At 70.6% G+C, this 19,924-nt stretch carries 14 protein-coding genes and 2 tRNA genes; 3 read left to right on the plus strand and 13 right to left on the minus strand.

Features of this window, described 5'->3' with window-relative positions; translation table 11 throughout:
* Position 1 precedes the first annotated feature (1 nt).
* The 10 genes from FL311_RS09415 to FL311_RS09460 all read right to left on the minus strand — a co-directional run bounded on the left by FL311_RS09415 (position 2) and on the right by FL311_RS09460 (position 14,246).
* Positions 2-2,293: a glycosyltransferase gene (locus FL311_RS09415; RefSeq protein ID WP_141324603.1), complete on the minus strand. Its 2,292-nt coding sequence runs from the start codon at positions 2,291-2,293 to the stop codon at positions 2-4.
* Complete coding sequence (locus FL311_RS09420) at positions 2,290-4,251, minus strand: methyltransferase (RefSeq protein ID WP_194869133.1); 1,962 nt, start codon at positions 4,249-4,251, stop codon at positions 2,290-2,292. Before FL311_RS09420 ends, FL311_RS09415 begins: the two co-directional genes overlap by 4 nt.
* A 273-nt stretch (positions 4,252-4,524) precedes the next feature.
* A complete protein-coding gene (locus FL311_RS09425) occupies positions 4,525-8,337 on the minus strand; it encodes a glycosyltransferase (RefSeq protein ID WP_305036144.1) in 3,813 nt (1,270 codons plus the stop codon).
* Positions 8,338-8,412: 75 nt separating this feature from the next.
* Positions 8,413-9,705, minus strand: coding sequence for an ABC transporter ATP-binding protein (locus tag FL311_RS09430; protein WP_141324605.1), 1,293 nt, complete (start codon positions 9,703-9,705; stop codon positions 8,413-8,415).
* 9 nt (positions 9,706-9,714) lie between these two features.
* Positions 9,715-10,497, minus strand: a complete 783-nt coding sequence (locus tag FL311_RS09435) for an ABC transporter permease (protein ID WP_141324606.1) — start codon at positions 10,495-10,497, stop codon at positions 9,715-9,717.
* A 219-nt stretch (positions 10,498-10,716) separates the two neighbouring features.
* Positions 10,717-10,791: transfer RNA gene (locus FL311_RS09440), tRNA-Gly, on the minus strand.
* 91 nt (positions 10,792-10,882) lie between these two features.
* Positions 10,883-10,957 (minus strand) — tRNA-Gly (locus FL311_RS09445).
* A 77-nt stretch (positions 10,958-11,034) separates the two neighbouring features.
* The gene (pgsA, locus tag FL311_RS09450) at positions 11,035-11,724 is read right to left on the minus strand and encodes a CDP-diacylglycerol--glycerol-3-phosphate 3-phosphatidyltransferase (protein WP_141324607.1); all 690 of its coding nucleotides are present in this window, start codon (positions 11,722-11,724) and stop codon (positions 11,035-11,037) included.
* Positions 11,725-11,734: 10 nt separating this feature from the next.
* Positions 11,735-13,600 (minus strand): tetratricopeptide repeat protein, encoded by a 1,866-nt coding sequence (locus FL311_RS09455; RefSeq protein WP_141324608.1) that lies wholly within the window; start codon positions 13,598-13,600, stop codon positions 11,735-11,737.
* A complete protein-coding gene (locus FL311_RS09460; protein WP_141324609.1) occupies positions 13,557-14,246 on the minus strand; it encodes a lytic transglycosylase domain-containing protein in 690 nt (229 codons plus the stop codon). The genes FL311_RS09455 and FL311_RS09460 overlap by 44 nt, the downstream gene beginning before the upstream one ends.
* 87 nt (positions 14,247-14,333) lie before the next feature.
* Between FL311_RS09460 and nadB the strand changes: the two genes are divergently transcribed.
* Genes nadB through FL311_RS09475 form a run of 3 tightly spaced genes read left to right on the plus strand, consistent with a single transcriptional unit; the run spans position 14,334 to position 17,249 of the window.
* A complete protein-coding gene (nadB, locus tag FL311_RS09465) occupies positions 14,334-15,923 on the plus strand; it encodes an L-aspartate oxidase (RefSeq protein ID WP_141324610.1) in 1,590 nt (529 codons plus the stop codon).
* Positions 15,924-15,928: 5 nt separating this feature from the next.
* Entirely contained in the window at positions 15,929-16,654 is a 726-nt protein-coding gene (locus tag FL311_RS09470; RefSeq protein WP_141324611.1) for a rhomboid family intramembrane serine protease, read from the plus strand.
* A gap of 1 nt (position 16,655) precedes the next feature.
* Complete coding sequence (locus FL311_RS09475; protein ID WP_141324612.1) at positions 16,656-17,249, plus strand: TIGR00730 family Rossman fold protein; 594 nt, start codon at positions 16,656-16,658, stop codon at positions 17,247-17,249.
* A gap of 16 nt (positions 17,250-17,265) precedes the next feature.
* Here FL311_RS09475 and FL311_RS09480 read toward each other — a convergent pair whose 3' ends face one another.
* From FL311_RS09480 to FL311_RS09490, 3 genes are read right to left on the minus strand one after another with little or no spacing between them, the layout of a single operon-like run.
* Positions 17,266-17,898, minus strand: a complete 633-nt coding sequence (locus tag FL311_RS09480; protein WP_141324613.1) for a hypothetical protein — start codon at positions 17,896-17,898, stop codon at positions 17,266-17,268.
* Positions 17,895-18,461: an orotate phosphoribosyltransferase gene (gene pyrE, locus FL311_RS09485; protein WP_074955483.1), complete on the minus strand. Its 567-nt coding sequence runs from the start codon at positions 18,459-18,461 to the stop codon at positions 17,895-17,897. Before pyrE ends, FL311_RS09480 begins: the two co-directional genes overlap by 4 nt.
* Positions 18,461-19,414: a ParB N-terminal domain-containing protein gene (locus tag FL311_RS09490; RefSeq protein WP_228556779.1), complete on the minus strand. Its 954-nt coding sequence runs from the start codon at positions 19,412-19,414 to the stop codon at positions 18,461-18,463. The genes pyrE and FL311_RS09490 overlap by 1 nt, the downstream gene beginning before the upstream one ends.
* Positions 19,415-19,924 lie beyond the last annotated feature (510 nt).

Below are 19,924 nucleotides of genomic sequence, written 5' to 3' on the forward strand. Positions count from 1 at the left end.
CTCAGCGACGGCTGAGCCCCCACTGGCTGGTGGTGCGAACCACCTGCTTCATGCGGGGATGCACGGCCGGCATCCGCTTGAGGGTTCGGTTGAGCAGGTCCACCAGCGAATAACGGATGGGCCGGACCTCCTCGCCCTCCGGCGTCAATCCGGCCGCGGCGACCTTGAGCATCCGGTGCACCACGGGCACGCGCTTCAAGGCCCGGTTGACCTTGTCCACCACGTCGTAGCGCAGGGGCGCCTCGCTCGCCGCCGCCGTCGACACCGCCTCGGTGGTCGCCGCGTGGAGCGCGTGCTCCGGCTGGGCCAGCAACAGGAACATGGCCAGCTGCGTACCCGCGGGCAGCGGCCGGGGAAGGCCCTGGTGGAGCTGGTACAGGAGCTCCAGGTGCCGGTGCCGGTTGACCCCGGTAATCATCGAGCCCTTGCGCCGCCGGTAGTGGAAGTGCAGCGCGTTGGTGACCAGGAACCGGCTGCCCGAGTGGGCCAGCCGCAGGTAGAGGTCCCAGTCCTCGTAGCTCGTCAGCTGCTCGTTGTAGCGGACCCGCTCGAACACCGAGCGGCGCATCAGCGACGTGGCGCACGCCAACCGGTTGGCGACCATTCCAAGGGATGGGCAGTCACCGATGAAGAGCGCGTAGTCGATGAAGCGACGCTGGGCCCGCGCTTCGTCGGAGTCGAAGTAGCCCGTGGACGGCACCACCACGTCGAACTCGCGGTGACGCTCGAGCGCCTCCACCGCCATGCGGATGAAGGTGGGGCTGATGCAGTCATCCGCGTCCAACGGCAGGATGTAGTCGCCCGTCGCGGCGCGCAGGCCGATGTTGCGCGAGGCCGGCAGCCCTCGATTGACCGGGTTGCGGATGAGCTTCACCCCGCTGTCACCGGCGAGGATGGCCTCCTCGATGTGCGCCAGCACCTCGTGGTCGAACGCCCCCGTGGAGGCGTCATCGACGATGATGACCTCGATCTCCGGATGGTCGCTGTCCGCGATGCTCTCGAGCGTCTCCGGGAGGAAGCGCCCCAGGTTGTGGTTGGTGATGAGCACGCTGACGCGAGGCCGCCGCTCGTCGGGCGGCTTCCCGGTCCGCTCGGACTTCGGCTGGGGCCGCTCCCAGTACGGCGCGTCCGCCGTCCACTCCACCGGATGGAGCGCACCGGAGCGCCACGCGCGCTCCATGGCATCCACGAGCCCCTCCACCGAGCCATCGAAGGTGTGGCAGTTGACGCCGTCCACGAAGGGGCTGCCCGGGGCGAAGGCCACGCACGCCGCGTTGAGCACCAACGTGGCGCCCGCGCTGGCGGCCTCGTACGCGGTGAGGTTGAGGGACTCGTAGGCGGACGGGATGACGACGATGCCCTGTCGCATCAGCGCGTCCCGGTCCTTGCTGGGACCGGTGAAGACGAACCGCGGACGCAGGTCCTCCGGAATCAGCGCCTGGACCTGGGCCAGGTACGCCGCGCTCGCGACGTGGCAGGCCAGCACCGCCTTGCCGCGGTACTCGGAGCAGCGGCGCATGAAGGCGGCGGCTCCGCGCACGAAGACATCCGCGCGCTTGATGCTCTGCACCTTGGTCACGAACAGCAGGTCCGGCTCACCCTCGCCTCGCAGCGGCACCAGCTCCCGCTTCGGCGCGACGGGCGGAAACTCCCGGATGACCTTGTCCAGCCAGCCACGCGCGAAGCCGTAGTGTGAGCAGTTGAGCTCGGCGACGCCGGGGATGTGCGCGACGACGAGGTCCGCGTCCAGCAGCGCCTTGCGCTCCAGCTCGTACTGGCCCAGGTGCTCGCGCCCCGGCAGCTGACGCTCGAAGGGCGCCAGCATCCCGGCCGTCGAGTGCAGCCGCACCACCATCCGCGCGCCCACGAGGCCACAGCCGAGCAGCTTCTCCTGGATGGCGCAGAAGCCCCAGCCCCGGTAGTCCGGGAACTCGATGACCTCGAAGTCGATGCCCTCGGACTCCAGCCGGCGCAGCTCGAGCAGCAGTTCCATCGACTGGGCATGACAGGAGGTGTCGGTGAAGGCCCCCGGAGGCGGATAGACGCCGCCCTCGTCGATGCTCGTCTCCCAGTCGGCGCGCGGCGCGGCGCGGTGCGCTCGCACGCGGCCCTGGAAGTGCTCCTCCACCTCGCGTGGGTTCAACGTCGCGTTCGACGGGAAGAGCAGGTGCAGCTCGATGTCCGCGTCGCGCTGGAGCGAGTCCTCGACCAGGTTGTGGAGGACCCGTCCGATGCCTCCCGCGGTGAAGGGATAGAGCTCGTCGGTGACGAGACAGACACGACGCGGGCTCATGACTGAACGAACTCCCCCAGGACGTCGACGGCCTCCGCCGTCAGGGCGCGCGCGTAGTCCGCCATCATCCCCGCCAGCTCCTCGGGCGCACGCTCGCGCAGCGACACCACCTGCTCGATGGCGGCGGTGACGGCCTCCACGGAGTCCACGCCGGCGATCTGCGAGAGCCGCTGATAGGGATGCGCATCCAGCGCGCCCATGCTCAACGTGCCATGGACACACGGGATGCCCAGCGAGAGCGCCTCCAGCGCCGTCATGGGCTGGCACTCCGACAGCGAGGCGTTCAGGACGATGTCGCACCGGCGCACCAGCTCGAACAGCTCCGTGCGGCTGGGGCGCGCGACGTGGTGGATGCGACGGCGGGCCTTGAGCGCCTCGGGCAGCTTGTAGCTCGCGGTGACGTAGACGTCGTCGATGCGCGTGGAGGCCTGGCAGGCGAAGAGGTTGGTGAAGAAGTTCTTGCGCCAGTCATTGGGCGTGGGGATGAGCGCGGCGCGCGTCATCCGCCGCGTCGGCGAGGTGCGCTCGGCGTCCGACACGCGCGGCGGCAGGTTGATGACCGTCTTGGGGAAGATGTCCGAGGACAGCAGGTGCATGCCCGGCTTGACGGTGGCCACCTCGTCGATGACGCCGCGCCGCTTCAGGTCCACGAGCTGCGCGAAGTAGTCGAGCTCCAGCGAGTAGTGGAACTGCGCCGACGAGCCGTGCCACAGCGAGAGGATGCGCACCGACGAGCCCATCGTCCGGCGCAGCAGCACCATGAAGTCGCGGGCGTTGGGCGAGTACGAGTGGACGATGACCGTGTCACAGCCGCTGCGCTGCACCAACTCCAGGGCCGCGCGCAGCTCGCGCTCATCCAGCGTGCGCTCGCAGGCGATGGCCAGCTTCTGCCCCGGCATGTAGCCGGCGGCGGCGCGGATGCCATGCCACTCCTGATGGAAGACATGCATCAGCTTCCCGAAGCGGGGCATGACGGCCGCCCAACGCGTGTCCAACGGCGCGTTGTGAAGGAAGCCTGGGATTCCCGCGGGCGGCGTGTACGCGGTGGGTGCATCCGGGAACGCGACGCGCGAGGCCCGCAGGCGCGCCAGGTCGTCGGACAGCGCCTGGAGCCGCTGGCGGCGCGCGAAGCGCTCGGTCTCCGCCGCCAGCCGCGCGGTGAGCTCCTCCACCTTCGCCTCGGCGCTCGTGGCCGCGGCCCCCGACAGGGACTTGCTGGCCCGCTCCGCCCACGCCAGGAACTGGGGCATGGCGCGCTCGCGCAGCGCCTCCAGCGTCACCGGCCGCGACTCGTCCCGCGGAGACTCCGGCCCCGTGAGCTGGAAGTAGCGGCGGCCCTCGCCGCCGTGACGCTTGAGCACGTAGACGTCCTGGCCGTCCACCAGGCCGGGCCCGTGGTGCAGGTCCCACCCCTGCGGCAGCGCGTCCGCGAAGGCGTGGAGCCAACCGCCCGGGTGCTGCGAGGCGTCCCACACGCTCGTGGGCACCAGCGGGTTCTCCACCAGCACCAGCACGCCATCCGGCGACAGCAGCCGCCCCAGGCGTTCCAGCAGGCTGGAGATGCGGTCCCCCGGCGTGTGCAGCAGCGTGGCGACACTGAAGACCACGTCGAAGCGGCGCTCGCCCACCGCGGTGAGCGGGTCCTCGCCGAAGAAGATGCGCTCCTTCGCCAGGTGCGGCGCCTCGCGACGCAGCGGCTCCGTCATGGACTCGGAGGCGTCATACCCGTGGTACTGGACGTGCGAGAGCCGGGTGACATAGGCGGCGTGACGACCGAAGCCACAGCCGAGCTCCAGCACGGACAGGGCACGGTCCAGGCGCTTCTGCTCCGCGCGGATGAGCGTGCTCAGCACCCGCTCCTGCTGACCGTAAATCCTGGCGCCCTGCGCGTCGGCGATCCCCGCCTCCCACTGCGCGCGGCCGGCGGCCGGCGTCCACAATGGAAGCCCCTTGCTCATTTGCGTCGAGTCCCCGCTGGGGCGCTCGCTCTTGATGTCTTTGTACATAGGCCGTTGAGAATTGACGCCGCCTACATGGACCGAGGGTCCGTTTCCAGCGAAGTTCGGTAAGTCCTGCAACCATTCCCATGACTGGCGGCGCTCAGGCAAGGGACGTGCTGGCAGTGAAGGGTAAAAGCCACGAGGTGCGCCCAGTCGCACGCGCACCTGTCTTACCCGACGCATCCGACGCCCGCCTGGCCCACATCCGAGCGAGCGGGCCGTGCGAGTGCCTCACTTGACGGCGGCGCGAGCGCTCCCGGCGTCTGGCGTCAGCAGATATTCAAGCAGCAGGTCCACCTGTTCCTCCCAGCTCGTGCGGCGCACACGCTCCGCGGCGCGCGCACCGATTCGCGCGCGCAGCGAGGCATCCGTCACGGCCGCGCGCAGCCGCGCGAGCACGCAGCTCACCGTCGGCGCGGACAGCAGACAGTTCTCCCCGTCCTCCAGCAACCAGTGGTTCGCGGGATTGTCATTGGTCACCACCGTCACGCCACACGCCATCATCTCCAGGGGCAGGTAGGACGGGTGACGGGTGAACATGAAGCACAGACCCACGTCGCATTCCCGGTAGAGCGCCGCCGTGCGCTCCGCGGGCAACACGCCCAGGTTCGTCACCAGCCCGCGGACGCCGTAGGACTCCGGATGCCACTCGGCGCCCGCCGTGATGATGTCCACCGCCGGCCCCAGCTCCCGCTTGAGCCGCGCCAGCGCCGCCAGGCCCAGCTCGAAGCCGTTGCGCTCGTTGCCGGGCCGTCCGTAGAAGAACACCCGCACCGGGCCCTTGCGCGCCGGACGCCGGTCATGGAAGAGCGCCGAGTCCACGGCGGGCTCGAAGGCGAAGCCGTCCATGCCATGCAGCGCCTTCACCGTGTCGCGCAGGCCCGGCGTGTTGAAGATGCCCTGGAGCCCCAGCTGATAGGTCTGCTCCGCGAGCGCGGACTGGGTGCCGGCCGCGAAGAACATCGGCTCGTAGTCCTGCACGAAGTACGCGCGCACCGCCGCGCGCGGGTGGCGCAGCACCTGGTACGCGGACGTCCAGTACGTGGCGATGGCCAGGTCGCACTCGGGCAGCTCCGCCAGCGCGGACGCCCCCGCCAGCACGCGGAAGGCCCCCGCCGCGCCGGGGAACACGGTGGCCGCCCTGGCCTCGAAGTCCCCGGGGCTCGCGCCCGGCTTGTCGTAGACGACGAAGTCGCTCCGCACGCCGTGACGCCGCTGCATCAGGTCCGCGAAGCGGAACAGCGTGTGGATGCCCGCGTAGACGTGCCCGAACGCGGGGATGAACCAGGTGGCCGTGCGCACCTTCCCCCGCGCGCGCAGGGCCGAGAGGGCCGCTCCCGCCGACTCGCGGGACGCCGCCGCCTGCTCGGGCGTGAAGTCCAGCTCGCCCAGGTGCTCCACCAGGTGGCGCTGCGCCCGCGCCCGCGCCTCCATGGCCGGGTCCTGCGCGCTGGGCACGTCGTGCGTCAGCGTGCGCAGGGCCAGCGTCTCGCCCGTCTCCGGGTGACGTCGGAGCGAGCAGTCCGTGCCGAGCAGCGAGAGGTTCGGGTTGTAGAACGGGTCTCCGCGCTCCCCCAGCCAGGGCCGGTAGGACACGTAGGACCACCAGTAGTCGGACTCCGGCACGGCGTCCGCGCGGCGGCTGGCGGACTCGTGGTGGATGAGGCGCGCGTGCGGCGTGTACACCACGCGCAGGCCGCGCTGGTTGAGCCGCAGGCCGATGTCCACGTCGCTGCCGCAGACCTGGAAGCGCTCGTCGAAGCCTCCCAGGCCCTCGAAGACGTCGCGCCGGAAGATGACGCACGCGCTGGTGACGGACAGCCAGTTGCGCGTCCACTCGGTGTGGCCGAACGGCGTGGAGATGGGGCCGTCCGGCAGCCGCCAGAACGGGTGGCCCGCCATGCCGGTGATGCCCACCACCGCGCCCGCGTGCTGCACCGTGCCCTCGGGGAAGAGCAGCTTGCAGCCCACCGCGCCCACCTCGGGCCGCTGCGCCTGCGACACCAGCTCCGTCAGCCAGCCCGGGTCCACCACCTCCATGTCGTTGTTGAGGAAGAGCAGCAGCTCGCCCGTGGCCTGCTTCGCCGCCCAGTTGTTGATGGCCGGGTAGTTGAAGGGGAAGTCCCAGGTGAGCTTCACCAGCCGGGGGTCCGTCAGCCGCTCCAGGAGCGCGAAGGTCTCCGGCTTCGTGCTGTTGTTGGAGACCAGCAGCACCTCGAAGTGCGGATACGTCGTGCGCGAGAGCAGCCCCGGCACCAGCAGCTCCAGCAGGTCCGGCCGGTCCTTGAACGGGACGATGATGGACACCTTCGGCGTGCCCTTCACCGGATAGCGCACCCGGTACTGCGTGGGCGCGGGGCTGGACACCTCGGCCGCCTCGCCCTTGCGCGCCAGGTGCTCGCGCAGCGCGCGCTCGCCCGCGTCCGTCGCCTTCGAAAGCCCCTCCGCCTGGCTGGAGAAGGACGCCGGGTTGGCGCGCCAGTGATACAGGAGCTGGGGCACATGGCCGATGCCGCGCGCCGCCTCGCTCAGCCGCAGCATCAGGTCGAAGTCCTGCGAGCCGTCGAAGCCCTCGCGCACGCCCCCCACCGCCTCGATCAACCGCCGCCGCGCGAAGAGGAAGTGGCAGACGTAGTTCACCGAGCGCAGCAGGTCCGGAGACCAGTCCGGCTTGAAGAACGGCGCCGTGCGCCGGCCCTCGGAGTCCAGCCGGTCCTCGTCGCTGTAGAGGACCTCGAGCGAGGGCTCCGCCTCCGCCGCGAGCACCATCCGCGCCAGCGCGTGCGGCGCCAGCGTGTCGTCGTGGTCCAGGAAGCCCACCCAGTCGCCCGTCGCCACCGCCAGGCCCGCGTTCGTCGCCCGAGCGATGCCGCCGTTCTGCCCCAACGTCACCACGCGGATGCGCGCGTCCCCCGCCGCCGCCTCGCGCAGCATCCCCGCGACGTGCGGCGCGGTGCTCGCGTCGTCGACGAGCACCCACTCCCACTCCGTGTAGAGCTGCGCCCGCACGCTGTCCGCGCACTCGCGGAAGAAGGACTCGGGCGTGTTGTAGACGGGCGTGACGAGCGTCACCCGGGGCCGCGAGGACAGCGTCCCGAGCGCCTCGCGCGCGGCCTCCAGGTCCGCCGGCTCCCGGCTCGCGCACCAGCCCTCGTAGTCACCCAGCTCCGGGGGACGAGGCGCGGGGGTGCGCGTGCCCAGCACACCCGCCAGCGCCAGCACCGCCTGCTCGTTGAAGCGCGTCTGCCGACGCAACAGCTCCGTCCACAAGGGCGCCCCCGCGCGCAGCGGGCGCGGCAGGGCCTCGGGCCGCAGCGGGTCATTGTGCTCGACGAGCCCCGCCACCCACCGGGCGCCCGTGGCCTCGTCGGGCGGCGTGGGGCTGGCCGCCGCGACGACGGCCTCCACCATGGCCGCGTTCCAGGCCGACTGTCCCTTGAGCAGCCCCTCCAGCACGGGCCCCGCCGCGGACAGGTACGAGCGCTTGGCGGCCTCCACCACCGAGCCCAGCGCGCCGCCCCGGTGGGAGCGCGCCACCCGCCAGCGCGTCGGGTCCGCCTTGGGCGCCAGCTGCGCGCGGGCCCAGGCCGACACGTCCTCGCGCAGGCCCAGCGCGCGGTGCACCGTGAGGTACTCCAGCACGCGCACCACGGCCTTGTTGAAGTCGGCCTGGGGACGCAGCGACTCGACGTGGAACGGGTGCAGGCCCTCGATGAAGGCGCGCTTGGTCGCCGTCACCACGCGGCCCAGCGTGGCGCGGTGCGAGTCCGGCACCGCGAACTCGTGCGGCACCGCCAGCCGCGAGGCCTCCTGCAGCGGGGACAGCGCGTGCGCCCCCTCCGGCCGGGCCTGGTAGAGCTGCTCGGTGAGCAGCCGCAGCGCGCCCTCCAGCGCCGTCACGTCCTCGCAGGATCCGGGCAGACACGGGCGGCGCGCCTCCAGCAGCGAGCGCACCACGGCCACCATCCGCGCCAGCTCCCCGGCGCCCGGCGCCGCGTCGGGCGCCTGTGAATCACCGGCGAGCTTCTCCAGCACTGTCTTCACCGCCGTACCGCCTCTCTCGTTCGCGTGCCGGCCGCACGGATACGCCCCCTGACGACTCCCGCCAACCCGAATGACTCAGGGACGGCCGCCACCCGCGAGCGCGGGGGGGAGCTGCACCGCGACGGGCTCCACCACCCAGTGGTGGGCCGGACGGAACACCCCGCGCTCGGCCACCGAGGAGCTCACCTCGAAGGTGCAGCGCTCGCGGGACACCCCTTGCGCCGTGCGTGCCGACACCACACACACGTACGTGCCCGCCAAGAGGCCCAGCCGCTCCAGCACGAAGCGCATCCGCCCCGAGGACGGCAGCTCCTTCGGCAGCGGCACCGACTCCACGCGCGTGCTCGTCTCGTAGAGCGCCCGGCCCTCCGGGGACTGGAGCGACACCTCGAACTCCAGGTCCGCGCACGGGCCCTGGACGGAGAAGTCCACGCAGACCTCCACCGCCACCTCGGGGGACAGCCGCGCCACCTCCGCGCCGCCCGGCGACGTCAGCCGCAGGCCGGACAGGCGCACGGGGCCGTCCTCGACGGGCACGTTGACCTGGGGCAGCGCGCCGCCGTCCTCCGTCAGCGCCGGCGGCGTGAAGGTGGCGGACTGCGCCTCCGCCAGGGCGATGGCCTGCTTGTACTCGGCCACGACGTCCGAGGGGCGGCCCACGCGGCGGATGTAGCCACCGTCGATCCACGCGACCTCGTCACACCACTTCTCCACCGTGCCCAGGTCGTGCGTCACCAAGACGATGGTCTTCCCGCGCTTCTTGAACTCCGTCATCTTCGCGAGGCTCTTCTTGCTGAAGTGCTCGTCGCCCACCGCGAGAATCTCGTCGACGATGAGGATGTCCGGGTCCACGTGCGTGGCCACCGCGAACGCCAGGCGCATGTACATGCCGCTGGAGTACGTGCGCACCGGCTCGTCGATGAACTCGCCCAGCTCGCTGAAGGCGATGATGTCATCCATCCGCTCGCGCACCTCCGTGCGCGACATGCCGAGGATGATGCCGTTGATGAGGATGTTCTCCCGGCCGGAGAAGTCCGGATGGAAGCCCGCGCCCAGGTCCAGGAGCGCGGAGATGCGACCGTTGATCTCCATCACCCCGGAGGTGGGCGTGTAGATGCCGGTGATGAGCTTGAGCAGCGTGCTCTTGCCGGAGCCGTTGCGGCCGATGATGGCCACCGTCTTGCCGCGGGGGATGCGCAGGTTGATGCCGCGCAGGGCGGTGATGAGCCCCCCCTCCTTCGGCTTGTTCCTGCCGCGCAACCAGCGCAGCAGCTCGGACTTGAAGGTCGTGTACTCCCCCCGGATGGTCCTCTTCCGGAAGCTCTTCACGACATCGCGCAGCACTATGGCGTCGAGGGGTTCCTGCATGGCGACGGCTCAGATGGATTCCGCGAAGTCCTCGCGGCGGGATTCGAAGAGGACGGACGCGCCCCACAGCAGCACCACCGACACGACGGCCAGCGCGGCCAGCGGGCCCGCGTCCGGCAGGCGGTGCTCGTAGAAGATGGCCTGGTACGACAGCATCAAGCTGGCCATGGGGTTGGCCATCAGGATGGTCGTGCGCAGGCCCTCGTCGTGGATGCTGCTCGCCTGGTACAGCACCGGCGTGAGGAAGAACCACATGGTCAGCACGTTGCCGACGATGTGCTGCAGGTCCCGGAACGACACGTTGATGGCCGCGACGATGTACGTGAGCGCCAGCGTGAAGATGAGCTGGATGAGCACCACCAGCGGGAACGCGATGACGTGCCAGGTGGGGTACTGCCCGTAGATGAGCCCCAGGGTCAGCATCAGCGGGAGCGACAGCACGTAGTTGCTCAGGTTCGTCATCACCACCGTGGTCGGCAGCACCTGGGCCGGGAAGCGCACCTTCGTCATCAGGTCGCGCCGATCACTGATGGCGCTGGCGCCCGCCGTCAGCGACGAGGTGAACCAGATCCACGGCAGCAGCCCCACGAACATGAAGTACGGGTAGTTGGGGATGTTCTGCCGCATCACCATGGTGAAGAGCAGCGCGTACACCAACATGTGCAGCGTGGGATTCAGGAACGTCCAGAGGAAGCCCAGGAACGAGCCGCGGTAGCGGGCCTTGAGCTCACGCTGGACAAGGCTGAGGAGCAGGCCTCGGTATTGGTACAGTTCTCGGACGAGGCGAATCATGAGGGGGCCCTTCATATAGCAGGGCCCGAGTGCGTGCGAGGCAAGCCATACACCCCGCACGATTCCCCCGTGCCCTCTCGCGAAGGGTCGTCTCCCCTCCGTCCAGCCGGCCCTGACGCACGCTCGGCCGTCCCACCCCGCGGGGCCGCCACGCATGCGATGCGAGTCATTGCGTGAGAAAACAAAAAGGCTCCCGGGTTTCCCTGGGAGCCTTCGTTCTGGAGCGGGAAAAGGGATTTGAACCCTCGACCCTCGCCTTGGCAAGGCGATGCTCTACCGCTGAGCTATTCCCGCATCACGTACCGCGACGACGTCTCAACCTTCGGCGCCCGCACCTTCTCAGGTGAAAACAAAAGGCCCCCTGGTTTCCCAAGGGGCCTTCTTTTGGAGCGGGAAAAGGGATTTGAACCCTCGACCCTCGCCTTGGCAAGGCGATGCTCTACCGCTGAGCTATTCCCGCATCAGGCACCCTTCAGCCGCGTCGCGTCAGCGCCGCGCCCGAAGTGAGGTGGGGTATACAGAGGCCTCCCCACGGCGTCAAACACTTTTCGCGATCGGCGCCTCGTCTCCCCGCTTCGCGAGCATGGCGAGGAAGGCCCGGAAGTAGACGACCGCGCTCCAGACGGAGAACGCGCCGGACAGGTAGACGAGCACCTTGCCCACGAGGTTGTAGTCCACGGGCGTGCTGAACGAGCCGAGCGTCAGCGGGTGCACGTAGTGGACGCACAGGGAGATGATGCCCACGAGCTGGAGGGAGGTCTTCCACTTCCCCTCCTGGCCGGCGGCGATGACCATGCCCTCGCTGGCGGCGATGGTGCGCAGGCCGCTGACGATGAGCTCGCGGGCGAGCAGGACGATGACGACCCACGCCGCGATGCGTCCGAGCCGCACCATCATCACCAGGGCCGCCATGGCGATGAGCTTGTCGGCCAAGGGGTCCATGAACTTGCCGACCACGGTGATGAGGTTCCACTTGCGCGCCAGGTAGCCGTCGATGACGTCGGTGATGGCGGCGACGGCGAAGACGAGCCCCGCGAACAGGGAGCTGAGCGGGTCCCCGTCGTACATGAGCCAGACGAACGGGGGGATGAGGAAGATGCGCCCCAGCGTCAGCATGTTGGGCAGGTTCCAGAACTCCTGCACCAGCACGCTCGGCTTGCGCTCGGCGCGCCGGCGCGCCCGCTCCTCCCGCTTGCGCTGTTTGCGAATCGCTCGGTCGGTGGCCATGGCGCGCCTTCTAGCGGACCCCAAGGGCGATGAGGGCAAAACCTTCGCCCCCCAGCTCCACCGCCGTGCGCAGCGACTCGCCGGAGGCGGACTTGAGCAGCGGCACCACGCGAGGCGTCAGGTTGCCCTGCCACCCGACCAGGTGTGTCAGCGGCACCGTCACCGGCGCCTCCAGGCGCACCGCCACCGAGCGCAGCGGCCCGGGCAGGCTCAGCAGCACCTGTCCCTGACCGCGCAGGTGGACCAGGTCCAGGTCCGGCGCGATGTCGGAGGGCACCCGGCCATTCTCGAACATCACCGGCTCCTCGAAGGCGAAGACGTTCTCGTCGCGGAAGTAGGCGGAGTCCTCGCCCAGGTCCACCGCCAGGAACGTGCGGCGCTCGGAGGGCTCCAGGTGGAGCACGCCCCGGCCCCGGGCGCGCACCATGCGCGAGGCGCCCTCACCGAAGGGCTTGTCCGTCGCACGGCCCCGGAAGCGCTTCATCTCCGGCTGGAACGCGAGCTGCCCCTCGAGCGCCACCAGGCCGTCCAGCCGGGTGAGCAGCTCCGTCTCCACGGCGATGCGGAAGCGGCCCTCACCGAGGGCGAAGGGGCCACTCCCCCGCTCCGACTCCAGGGCCAGCGAGGGCGCCAGCACCGCCAGGAGCGGCGCGGAGGAGGTCGCCTCACGCGTCGGAGCGGGCCGCGCGGCGACCTTGGTGAGCTGCAGCCGGGACAGCGGCACCGAGGAGGTCGCGGCGGAGGTCTCGTCCGAGGTGGAGCCCGTGCCCGCCGTGGCGGAGGAACCCGCCGCGGAGGACGTGCTCGAGCCCGTCTGGAGGGACGCGCCCGCCGAGGCCGACGCCCCGTGGATGGGCGGCGAACCCACCGCGGCACCCTGGCTCGCCACGTTCGACGCGCCCGAAGCGGTGACGGCTCCGACCGAGGCGGACGCTCCCGAAGAACCGACCGCGCCAGTCGCACCCGGCACACCACCCGCCGAGGACGCACCCAGCGAGCTACCGACCCCGGACGGGCCTGAACTCCCCGGAGAGCCACCCGCTGCGAACGCTCCCGAGGCGCCACCCGCTCCGGATACTCCCGAGGAGGAGAGCGCGCCACCGGCCACCGACATTCCCGGCGCGCCAGCCGCTCCGGACGACCCCGACGCGGAGAGCGCCCCCCCCGACGTGCCGACAGTGCCAGCGGCCGCGAACGGACTCCCCGCATCCTCGGGGGACTGCGACGCGGAGGACTCCGACTCACCACCACCGAGCGCGCTCGGCCCCTCGTCCTCGGCGAAGCGGATCTCCTCTTCCTCGGGCTCCGGGGGCCCAGCCCGCACGGGGGAAGGACTCTCCACCCGCGCCGCGGGCGGCGGCACGGGCGCGGGCGTGGCGCGGGCGAAGTTCTCCCCGGCGATGGCGCGGGACATCTTCTCCGCCATCGCGTCGCTGCCCGCGAGCAGGAAGTGCTCACGCGCGCGGCCGTACTCGCCCATCTGCGCGAGCGCCAGGCCCAGGTAGTTCTGCGCCTTCTGGTGCTCGGGCGACAGGTCCGTGGCCGTCTCGAACTCGCGCACCGCGCGCTGCAGCGCGTTCGTCTTCAGGTACACCAGGCCCAGGTTGACCCGCAGCGTCGGGTCCACCGGGTTGTCGCGCACGAGCATCTCGTAGAGCTCGGCCGCCCTGTCGAACATGCCGAGCTTGAAGAAGCACAGCCCGAGCAGGTTCTGCGCCTTCTCGTTGCGAGGCTGGAGCTGGTGGGCACGCTCCAGGAAGCTCCTGGCCTCGATGACCTTGTTGGCCGCCAGCAGCTCTCCACCACGCTGGAGTTGTTGGAGGAACTCGTCGTCAGCGGGGCTCGTCTCCGGCCGCCCCTTCACGCGCGTCGTCATTCTGGGATGTGAGCTCGCGGGGTCCGCTCTCGGCGGGTCGCTCGCGCTCCTTGTAGTGGTAGTAGAGCTGGAGCACCTTGCGCACGTACCCCTGCGTCTCTTCGTACGGGGGCACCTTGCCGCCGTAGCGCTTCACCGCGTCCGGGCCCGCGTTGTACGCGGCAATCATCTTCACCATGTCGCCGTCGAACATGTTGGCGAGCACGCGCAGATAGCGCACCCCGCCCTCGATGTTGTCGCGCTCGTCGAAGATGTCCTTCACGTACATGTCCGACGCCGTGGCCGGCATCAACTGCATCAGTCCGCTCGCGCCCTTGTGGCTCAGCGCGTTCTTATTGAAGTTGCTCTCCGCGTGCATGATGGCGCGCACGAGCGCCGTCGGGATGCGGTAGCGCACCGCCGCCGCCGCGATGTGCGGGTCCAGGTCCGGCGGCGTACGGGAGCGCCCCACCACCGGCCGGCTCTTCGCCGGCGCCTGGGTGAACGCCCCCTTCATCTTCTTCGCGCGCTTGGAGCCCGTCGGCGGCACGTTCGTGTAGACGATGGTCCCGTCCTTCTCCACGTACCGGTAGATGGACTCGGACGCACCCGCCCAGGACGGGAGGCCCAGCACGGCACAGAGCATGAGCGCGGGAATGGCTCGCATATCGGCCCTCGAACCTTAGACACACGCCGGAAAGTCCTCAAGAAAACGCCTTGTTTCCAGCACTTACAGTCGTTAAGGCTGTTGGCCATGCCCCATCGGTTCGACTTTCTCGTCCTGGGAGGCGGCGTGGCGGGCCTCTCGTTCGCCCTCCAGGCGGCCCGGCATGGCACCGTGGCGGTGCTGACCAAGCGCGAGCGAGGCGAGAGCAACACGGCCTACGCCCAGGGTGGCATCGCCAGCGTGCTGGCCCCCACCGACTCCTTCGACGCCCACATCGAGGACACCCTCGTCGCGGGCGCGGGCCTGTGCCACCGGGACGCGGTGGAGGTCACCGTGCGCGAGGGCCCCGAGCGCGTGCGGGAGCTCGTCACGCTGGGCGCGGAGTTCAACCGGCAGACCTCCGGCGAGTTCGACCTGACGCGCGAGGGCGGCCACTCCGCGCGGCGCATCATCCACTCGGGTGACATCACCGGGCGCGAGGTGCAGCGCGCGCTGCTCGCGAAGTGCGACGAGACGCCCAACATCACCTTCTTCGCCAACACGGCCGCCATCGACCTCATCCTGGACCGGCGCCAGCCCAGGCCCGGCGGCAGCCGCTGTCTGGGCGCGTACGCGCTCCTGGAGAATGGCGGCATCGAGCGGTTCCTCGCGAAGGTGACGGTGCTGGCCACCGGCGGCGCGGGCAAGGTGTACCTGTACACGTCCAACCCGGACGTGGCCACGGGGGACGGCGTCGCCATGGCGTACCGCGCGGGCGCGCAGGTGGCGAACATGGAGTTCTACCAGTTCCACCCCACCTGCCTCTTCCACCCGGAGGCCAAGAGCTTCCTCATCAGCGAGGCCCTGCGCGGCGAGGGCGGCAAGCTGCGACTCAAGGGCGGGCAGACGTTCATGGAGCGCTACCACCCGCTGGGCGCGCTCGCCCCGCGCGACGTGGTGGCGCGCGCCATCGACGCGGAGATGAAGCGCACCGGCGACGAGTGTGTCTACCTGGACATGACGCACATGGGCCGGGCGTTCCTCACCGAGCGCTTCCCCAACATCTACGCCACCTGCAAGGCGTTCAACATCGACATGGCCGTGCAGCCCATCCCCGTCGTCCCCGCGGCCCACTACCAGTGCGGCGGCGTGGTCACGGACCTGCACGGGCGCACGTCGGTGCCCGGTCTGTACGCCATCGGCGAGGTGTCCTGCACGGGACTGCATGGCGCCAACCGGCTCGCGTCCAACTCGCTGCTGGAGGGGCTCGTGTTCGGACAGCGCGCCGTGAAGGTCGCGGCGGAGGAGCTGGCGTCGCTGCCCACCCCGCGCGAGGACCCGCCGGAGTGGGACCCGGGCAGCGCGGTGGAGTCCGACGAGAGCGTCGTCGTCAGCCACAACTGGGACGAGATCCGCCGGCTCATGTGGAACTACGTGGGCATCGTCCGGACGGACAAGCGGCTGATGCGCGCGCGACGCCGGCTGGAGCTGTTGCGCGAGGAGATTCGTGATTACTACTGGCGCTTCGAGGTGACCCGGGACGTCATCGAGCTGCGCAACATCGCCGATGTGGCCCTGCTCATCGTCGACTGCGCCAGCCGTCGCAAGGAGAGTCGGGGACTGCACTTCACCCTCGACTATCCGCATCCCGATGACCACCACTGGCTGCGAGACACCACCCTTTCCCGGGAGCTGTGAGGGACATGTCCTCCGGACCGCGACACATCCTCGACGCGCCAGGTGGCGGGCCTGACTCTCGCGGCGGAGGCCATCCGTTCGGCACGCCTCCCCCGCCCCAGGCCCCGCAGCCGCGCCCGTGGGTCTGCTACGCCATCATCGGCCTGTGCGTGGCGGTCTTCCTCCTGGAGGAAGCCGGACAGCTGCCGTCCTTCACCGCGCGGCAGCTCCCGCTGGGCGCGCTGTACGGCCCCGCGGTGCAGGAGGGCCAGTACTGGCGGCTGCTCGCGTGCGCGCTGGAGCACGGCGGCATCCTCCACCTCGTCTTCAACATGTCCGTCGTCGTGACGCTGGGCTTCACGCTGGAGCGCGGCATCGGCTCGCTGCGCTTCCTCGGCCTGTCGCTCGTGACGGCGCTGGGCTCGTCCGTGTTCTCGCTGCTGTTCAACTTCGACACGCCCATGGTGGGCGCGTCCGGGATGATTCTGGGCTGGGCGGGCGCCATGCTGCCCATCGCCACGCGGCAGGGGCGCCGGGAGCTGGGCATCTGGCTGGTGCAGGTGGCGGTGCTCAGCCTGTTGCCCTTCGTGAGCTGGTCGGGCCACCTGGGCGGCTTCCTCTTCGGCCTGCCGTGCGGCATCGCCCTCCGGCAGGGTCGGCAGGTGTACGCGCTCGCGCTGCCCATCATCCTGTTCCTCTCGGCCCTGGTGGCGCTCTACGCGGCGCACCCCGAGCGGCGCGGAGCCTTCTGACATGTCCGTGCGCAGCGTCTGCGTCTTCTGCGGCTCCAGGCCGGGCACCCGCCCCGAGTACACCGAGGCCGCGCGCGAGCTGGGAACGGAGCTGGGCCGCCGGGGGATGACGCTCGTCTACGGCGGCGCGAGCGTGGGCCTCATGGGCACCGTCGCCGCCGCCACCCTCGCCGCGGGCGGACAGGTGGTGGGCGTGCTGCCCCACTTCATGGGCGCGCGGGAGATTGCCCACCTGGGCCTCACCGAGCTCATCCGCGTGGACTCCATGCACGAGCGCAAGGCCCTGATGGCCACGCGCGCGGACGCCTTCGTCGCCCTGCCCGGCGGCTTCGGCACCCTGGACGAGCTCTTCGAAATCGTGACGTGGGCGCAGCTGGGCCTGCACCAGAAGCCCATGGGTCTGCTCGACACGCGAGGCTTCTTCCAGCCGCTGGTGGCGCTGTCCAGGCACCTGGCCACCGAGGGCTTCGTCCCCGAATCCCAGGCCCTGCCCTTCGCGGTGGAGGCCTCGCCGGCCGCGCTGCTGGAGCGGCTGCGGGCCGGCCCCACGCTCACCGTCACCGAGAAGTGGCTCAAGCGCCCCGAACAGACCTGAGGCGCGAGCTGTCCTGCTACTGCGCGGAGACCTTCATCTCCGCCTGCCCCAGCGACGAGGCCAGCCGGAACGTCACGTGCTCGGTGCCCGGCGGAATCACCGGCTGACCGCTGGCCATCACGGTGGGGAACTGCACCTCGTACCCCACCCAGAAGACGTTGGTGTACGGGTAGTAGGCGCGCATCTCCAAGTCCGCGCGGCCCAGGCGGCGGATGCGCACGGGCGTCACCTCACCCGCGGGCGTCACCAGCGCCAGGCGCCAGATGGAGCGACGGAAGTCGAAGTCGAGGTAGCGGTAGTCGTTGACGTGCACGCCCAGGAAGAACTCGTGCACCTGGGACGACTCGGCGCGCTCCTCGGCGAGCAGCTCCGCCACCTTCGCCTCGGGCAGCACCTGGAAGGCCGCCTGCCGCTTCACGCGCGCCTCGCGGAAGGTCCACGTCTGCAGCGTCGCCCCCGCGAACAGGCGCGTGTCGAAGCCGTCGTAGATCTCCTGGTGGCCCGTGTACTTCGCGAGCAACGCCCGGTAACGCGACTCCGCGTTCTCGTCCTTCAGCGTGGGGGCCTGCTCGCCCACGGCGATGGGAGGCAGGGAGGAACAGCCGGCCAGCGCTCCCAGCAGCGCTCCCGTCGCGAGCAGCTTCTTCAAGGGATGAAGTCCTTGCGGGTGAAGAGCGTGGTGAGTCGGTGGCCCGCGGCCTCCACCGCCTCGCGCCCTCCCTCCAACCGGTCGACCAGGGCGAACGCCCCGAGCACCGTCAGCCCCTCCGCCTGGGCCCGCTCGATGGCCTTCAGCGTGGAGCCACCCGTCGTCACCACGTCCTCGACGATGGCCACCTTCGCGCCCGTGCCCAGCCCGCTCAGGCCTTCGATCCACTGGCCGGTGCCGTGGCCCTTGGGCTCCTTGCGGACGATGAACGCGGACAGCGGGTAGCTGGAGAGGTAGCCGGTGAGGCTCACCGCCGAGGCGAGCGGATCCGCGCCGAGCGTCAGCCCGCCCACGCCCACCGCCTCCGGGGCCTCGCGGCGGATGGCGTCCAGGAACAGCCGACCGATGAGGAAGTGCCCCTCGGCCAGCAGCGCCGTGCGCTTGCAGTCGATGTAGAAGTCCGACTCCTTGCCGGACGAGAGCACGACGCGGCGACGCTCGAAGGAGCGCTGGGTGAGCAGCTCCAGCAGCCGGGCCCGGTCTCGGGCGAGAGCATCCACCATCACGACAGGCCCTCCAGGTACGCCACCAGCTCCGACGAGTACCGCAACTGCATCAACAGCTCCGCCCGGCGTGACTCGTCCAGCGAGGCGAACACGTCCGCCAGCAGCGAGAGGTCCTGGTTGATGGCGCCCAGCCGCTGCGACACGTCCGAGGCCAGCTCGTCGGCGTCGATCTCCTCCTCGACCCCTTCGGGCGCCAGCGACTCGTCCGTGGCGAGCGCCTTGGCGAGCATGTCCGCCACGGCCGCGCTCAACCGGCCCTCGGACTCCAGCTGGTCGCGCTTGGCCTCGAGGACCTCCGGCTCCACCGGCGTGGCATGGATGGCCTCCGCCAGCGACATGAGGAGCGCGTCCTCGTCCGACAGGTCCGTGTGCACGCGCGCCTGCACCGCGTCGCGCTTGAGGAAGCGCAGCGCCGCCACGCGACGGAACCCGCACACCAGTTGGTAGCGGTCGTTGCCCCGGGGACGCACGTCGACGGGGAACAGCTGCCCCAGCCGCGCGATGTCCGTGGCCAGACCGGACACGTCACCCTCGGGCCGCAGCCGGTACGCCGACTCGTCCTCCAGGCGCTCCAGCGGCATCAACACCGTCACCACCCGCCCGGCGAGTCGCTCCTCGGGCGCGGCGAGCAGCTCGGACTCCCCGTCCTCGTCCGCTCCGGACGCCTCGGCCCCGCTCGGGGAGCCGACAGAGGACGCCGCCGCCTCGGACTCCTGGCCTGGCGCCCCGCCGGACGACGCCTCCGCGGACTCCTGGCCCGGCGCCCCATCGGAGGACGACGCCTCGGACTCCTGGCCTGGCGCCCCAGCGGTGGACGCCACCACCTCGGACTCCTGGCGGGGAGCGACCTCGGAGGCCGCTGCCTCCGACGACACCGCGGACTCGCTGCTCGCAGCCTCCGGCGTGGACTCCGACGGGGACTTCTCCTGGGACTCTTCCGACGAACCCACCGACGACTCCATGCTCCGCTCGGGCTCGCCCGTGCTGGGCGCGCCTTCGGCGGCGATTGCCTGGGACTCCGGTGAACCGCCTTCCGGCGCCGACGCACCCGCTTCGGGCGCGGGGGAATCGACCGGGGCGGACTCCCCGACGGCTCCCTCTATACGCGACGACTCTGACGGCGCGCCGTCCTGGCTGGCGCCATCGCCCCGCGCCGACATCGCCTCGGGCGCGGACGACGAGCCACCCTCCGGAGAACCCGGCATCCCTTCCTCTCCGTCAACCCTGTGCTCGGCGTCCATGGTGGCACCCCTGGTCTGCCCACTCCCGCGCCACCGACTCCGGCGGCGCGGGCTGTGTGCTCTAGCGGGTCTTCTTCTTCACCACGACCTTCTTCTTGGCGCCAGCACCCACCGAGAAGGGCGTTGGCGGCTCGGCAGAAGTCGTCTGCTCCACGGGCGGCGGCGTCGGACGCGGCTCGGCCCGGGGGGGCGGAGGCGGCGGCAGAGGCTTGCTCGAGG

Origin of the sequence: Myxococcus sp. AB025B, from assembly GCF_006518215.1 — a bacterium.
In the GTDB taxonomy this organism is placed as follows: Bacteria; Myxococcota; Myxococcia; order Myxococcales; family Myxococcaceae; genus Myxococcus; species Myxococcus fulvus.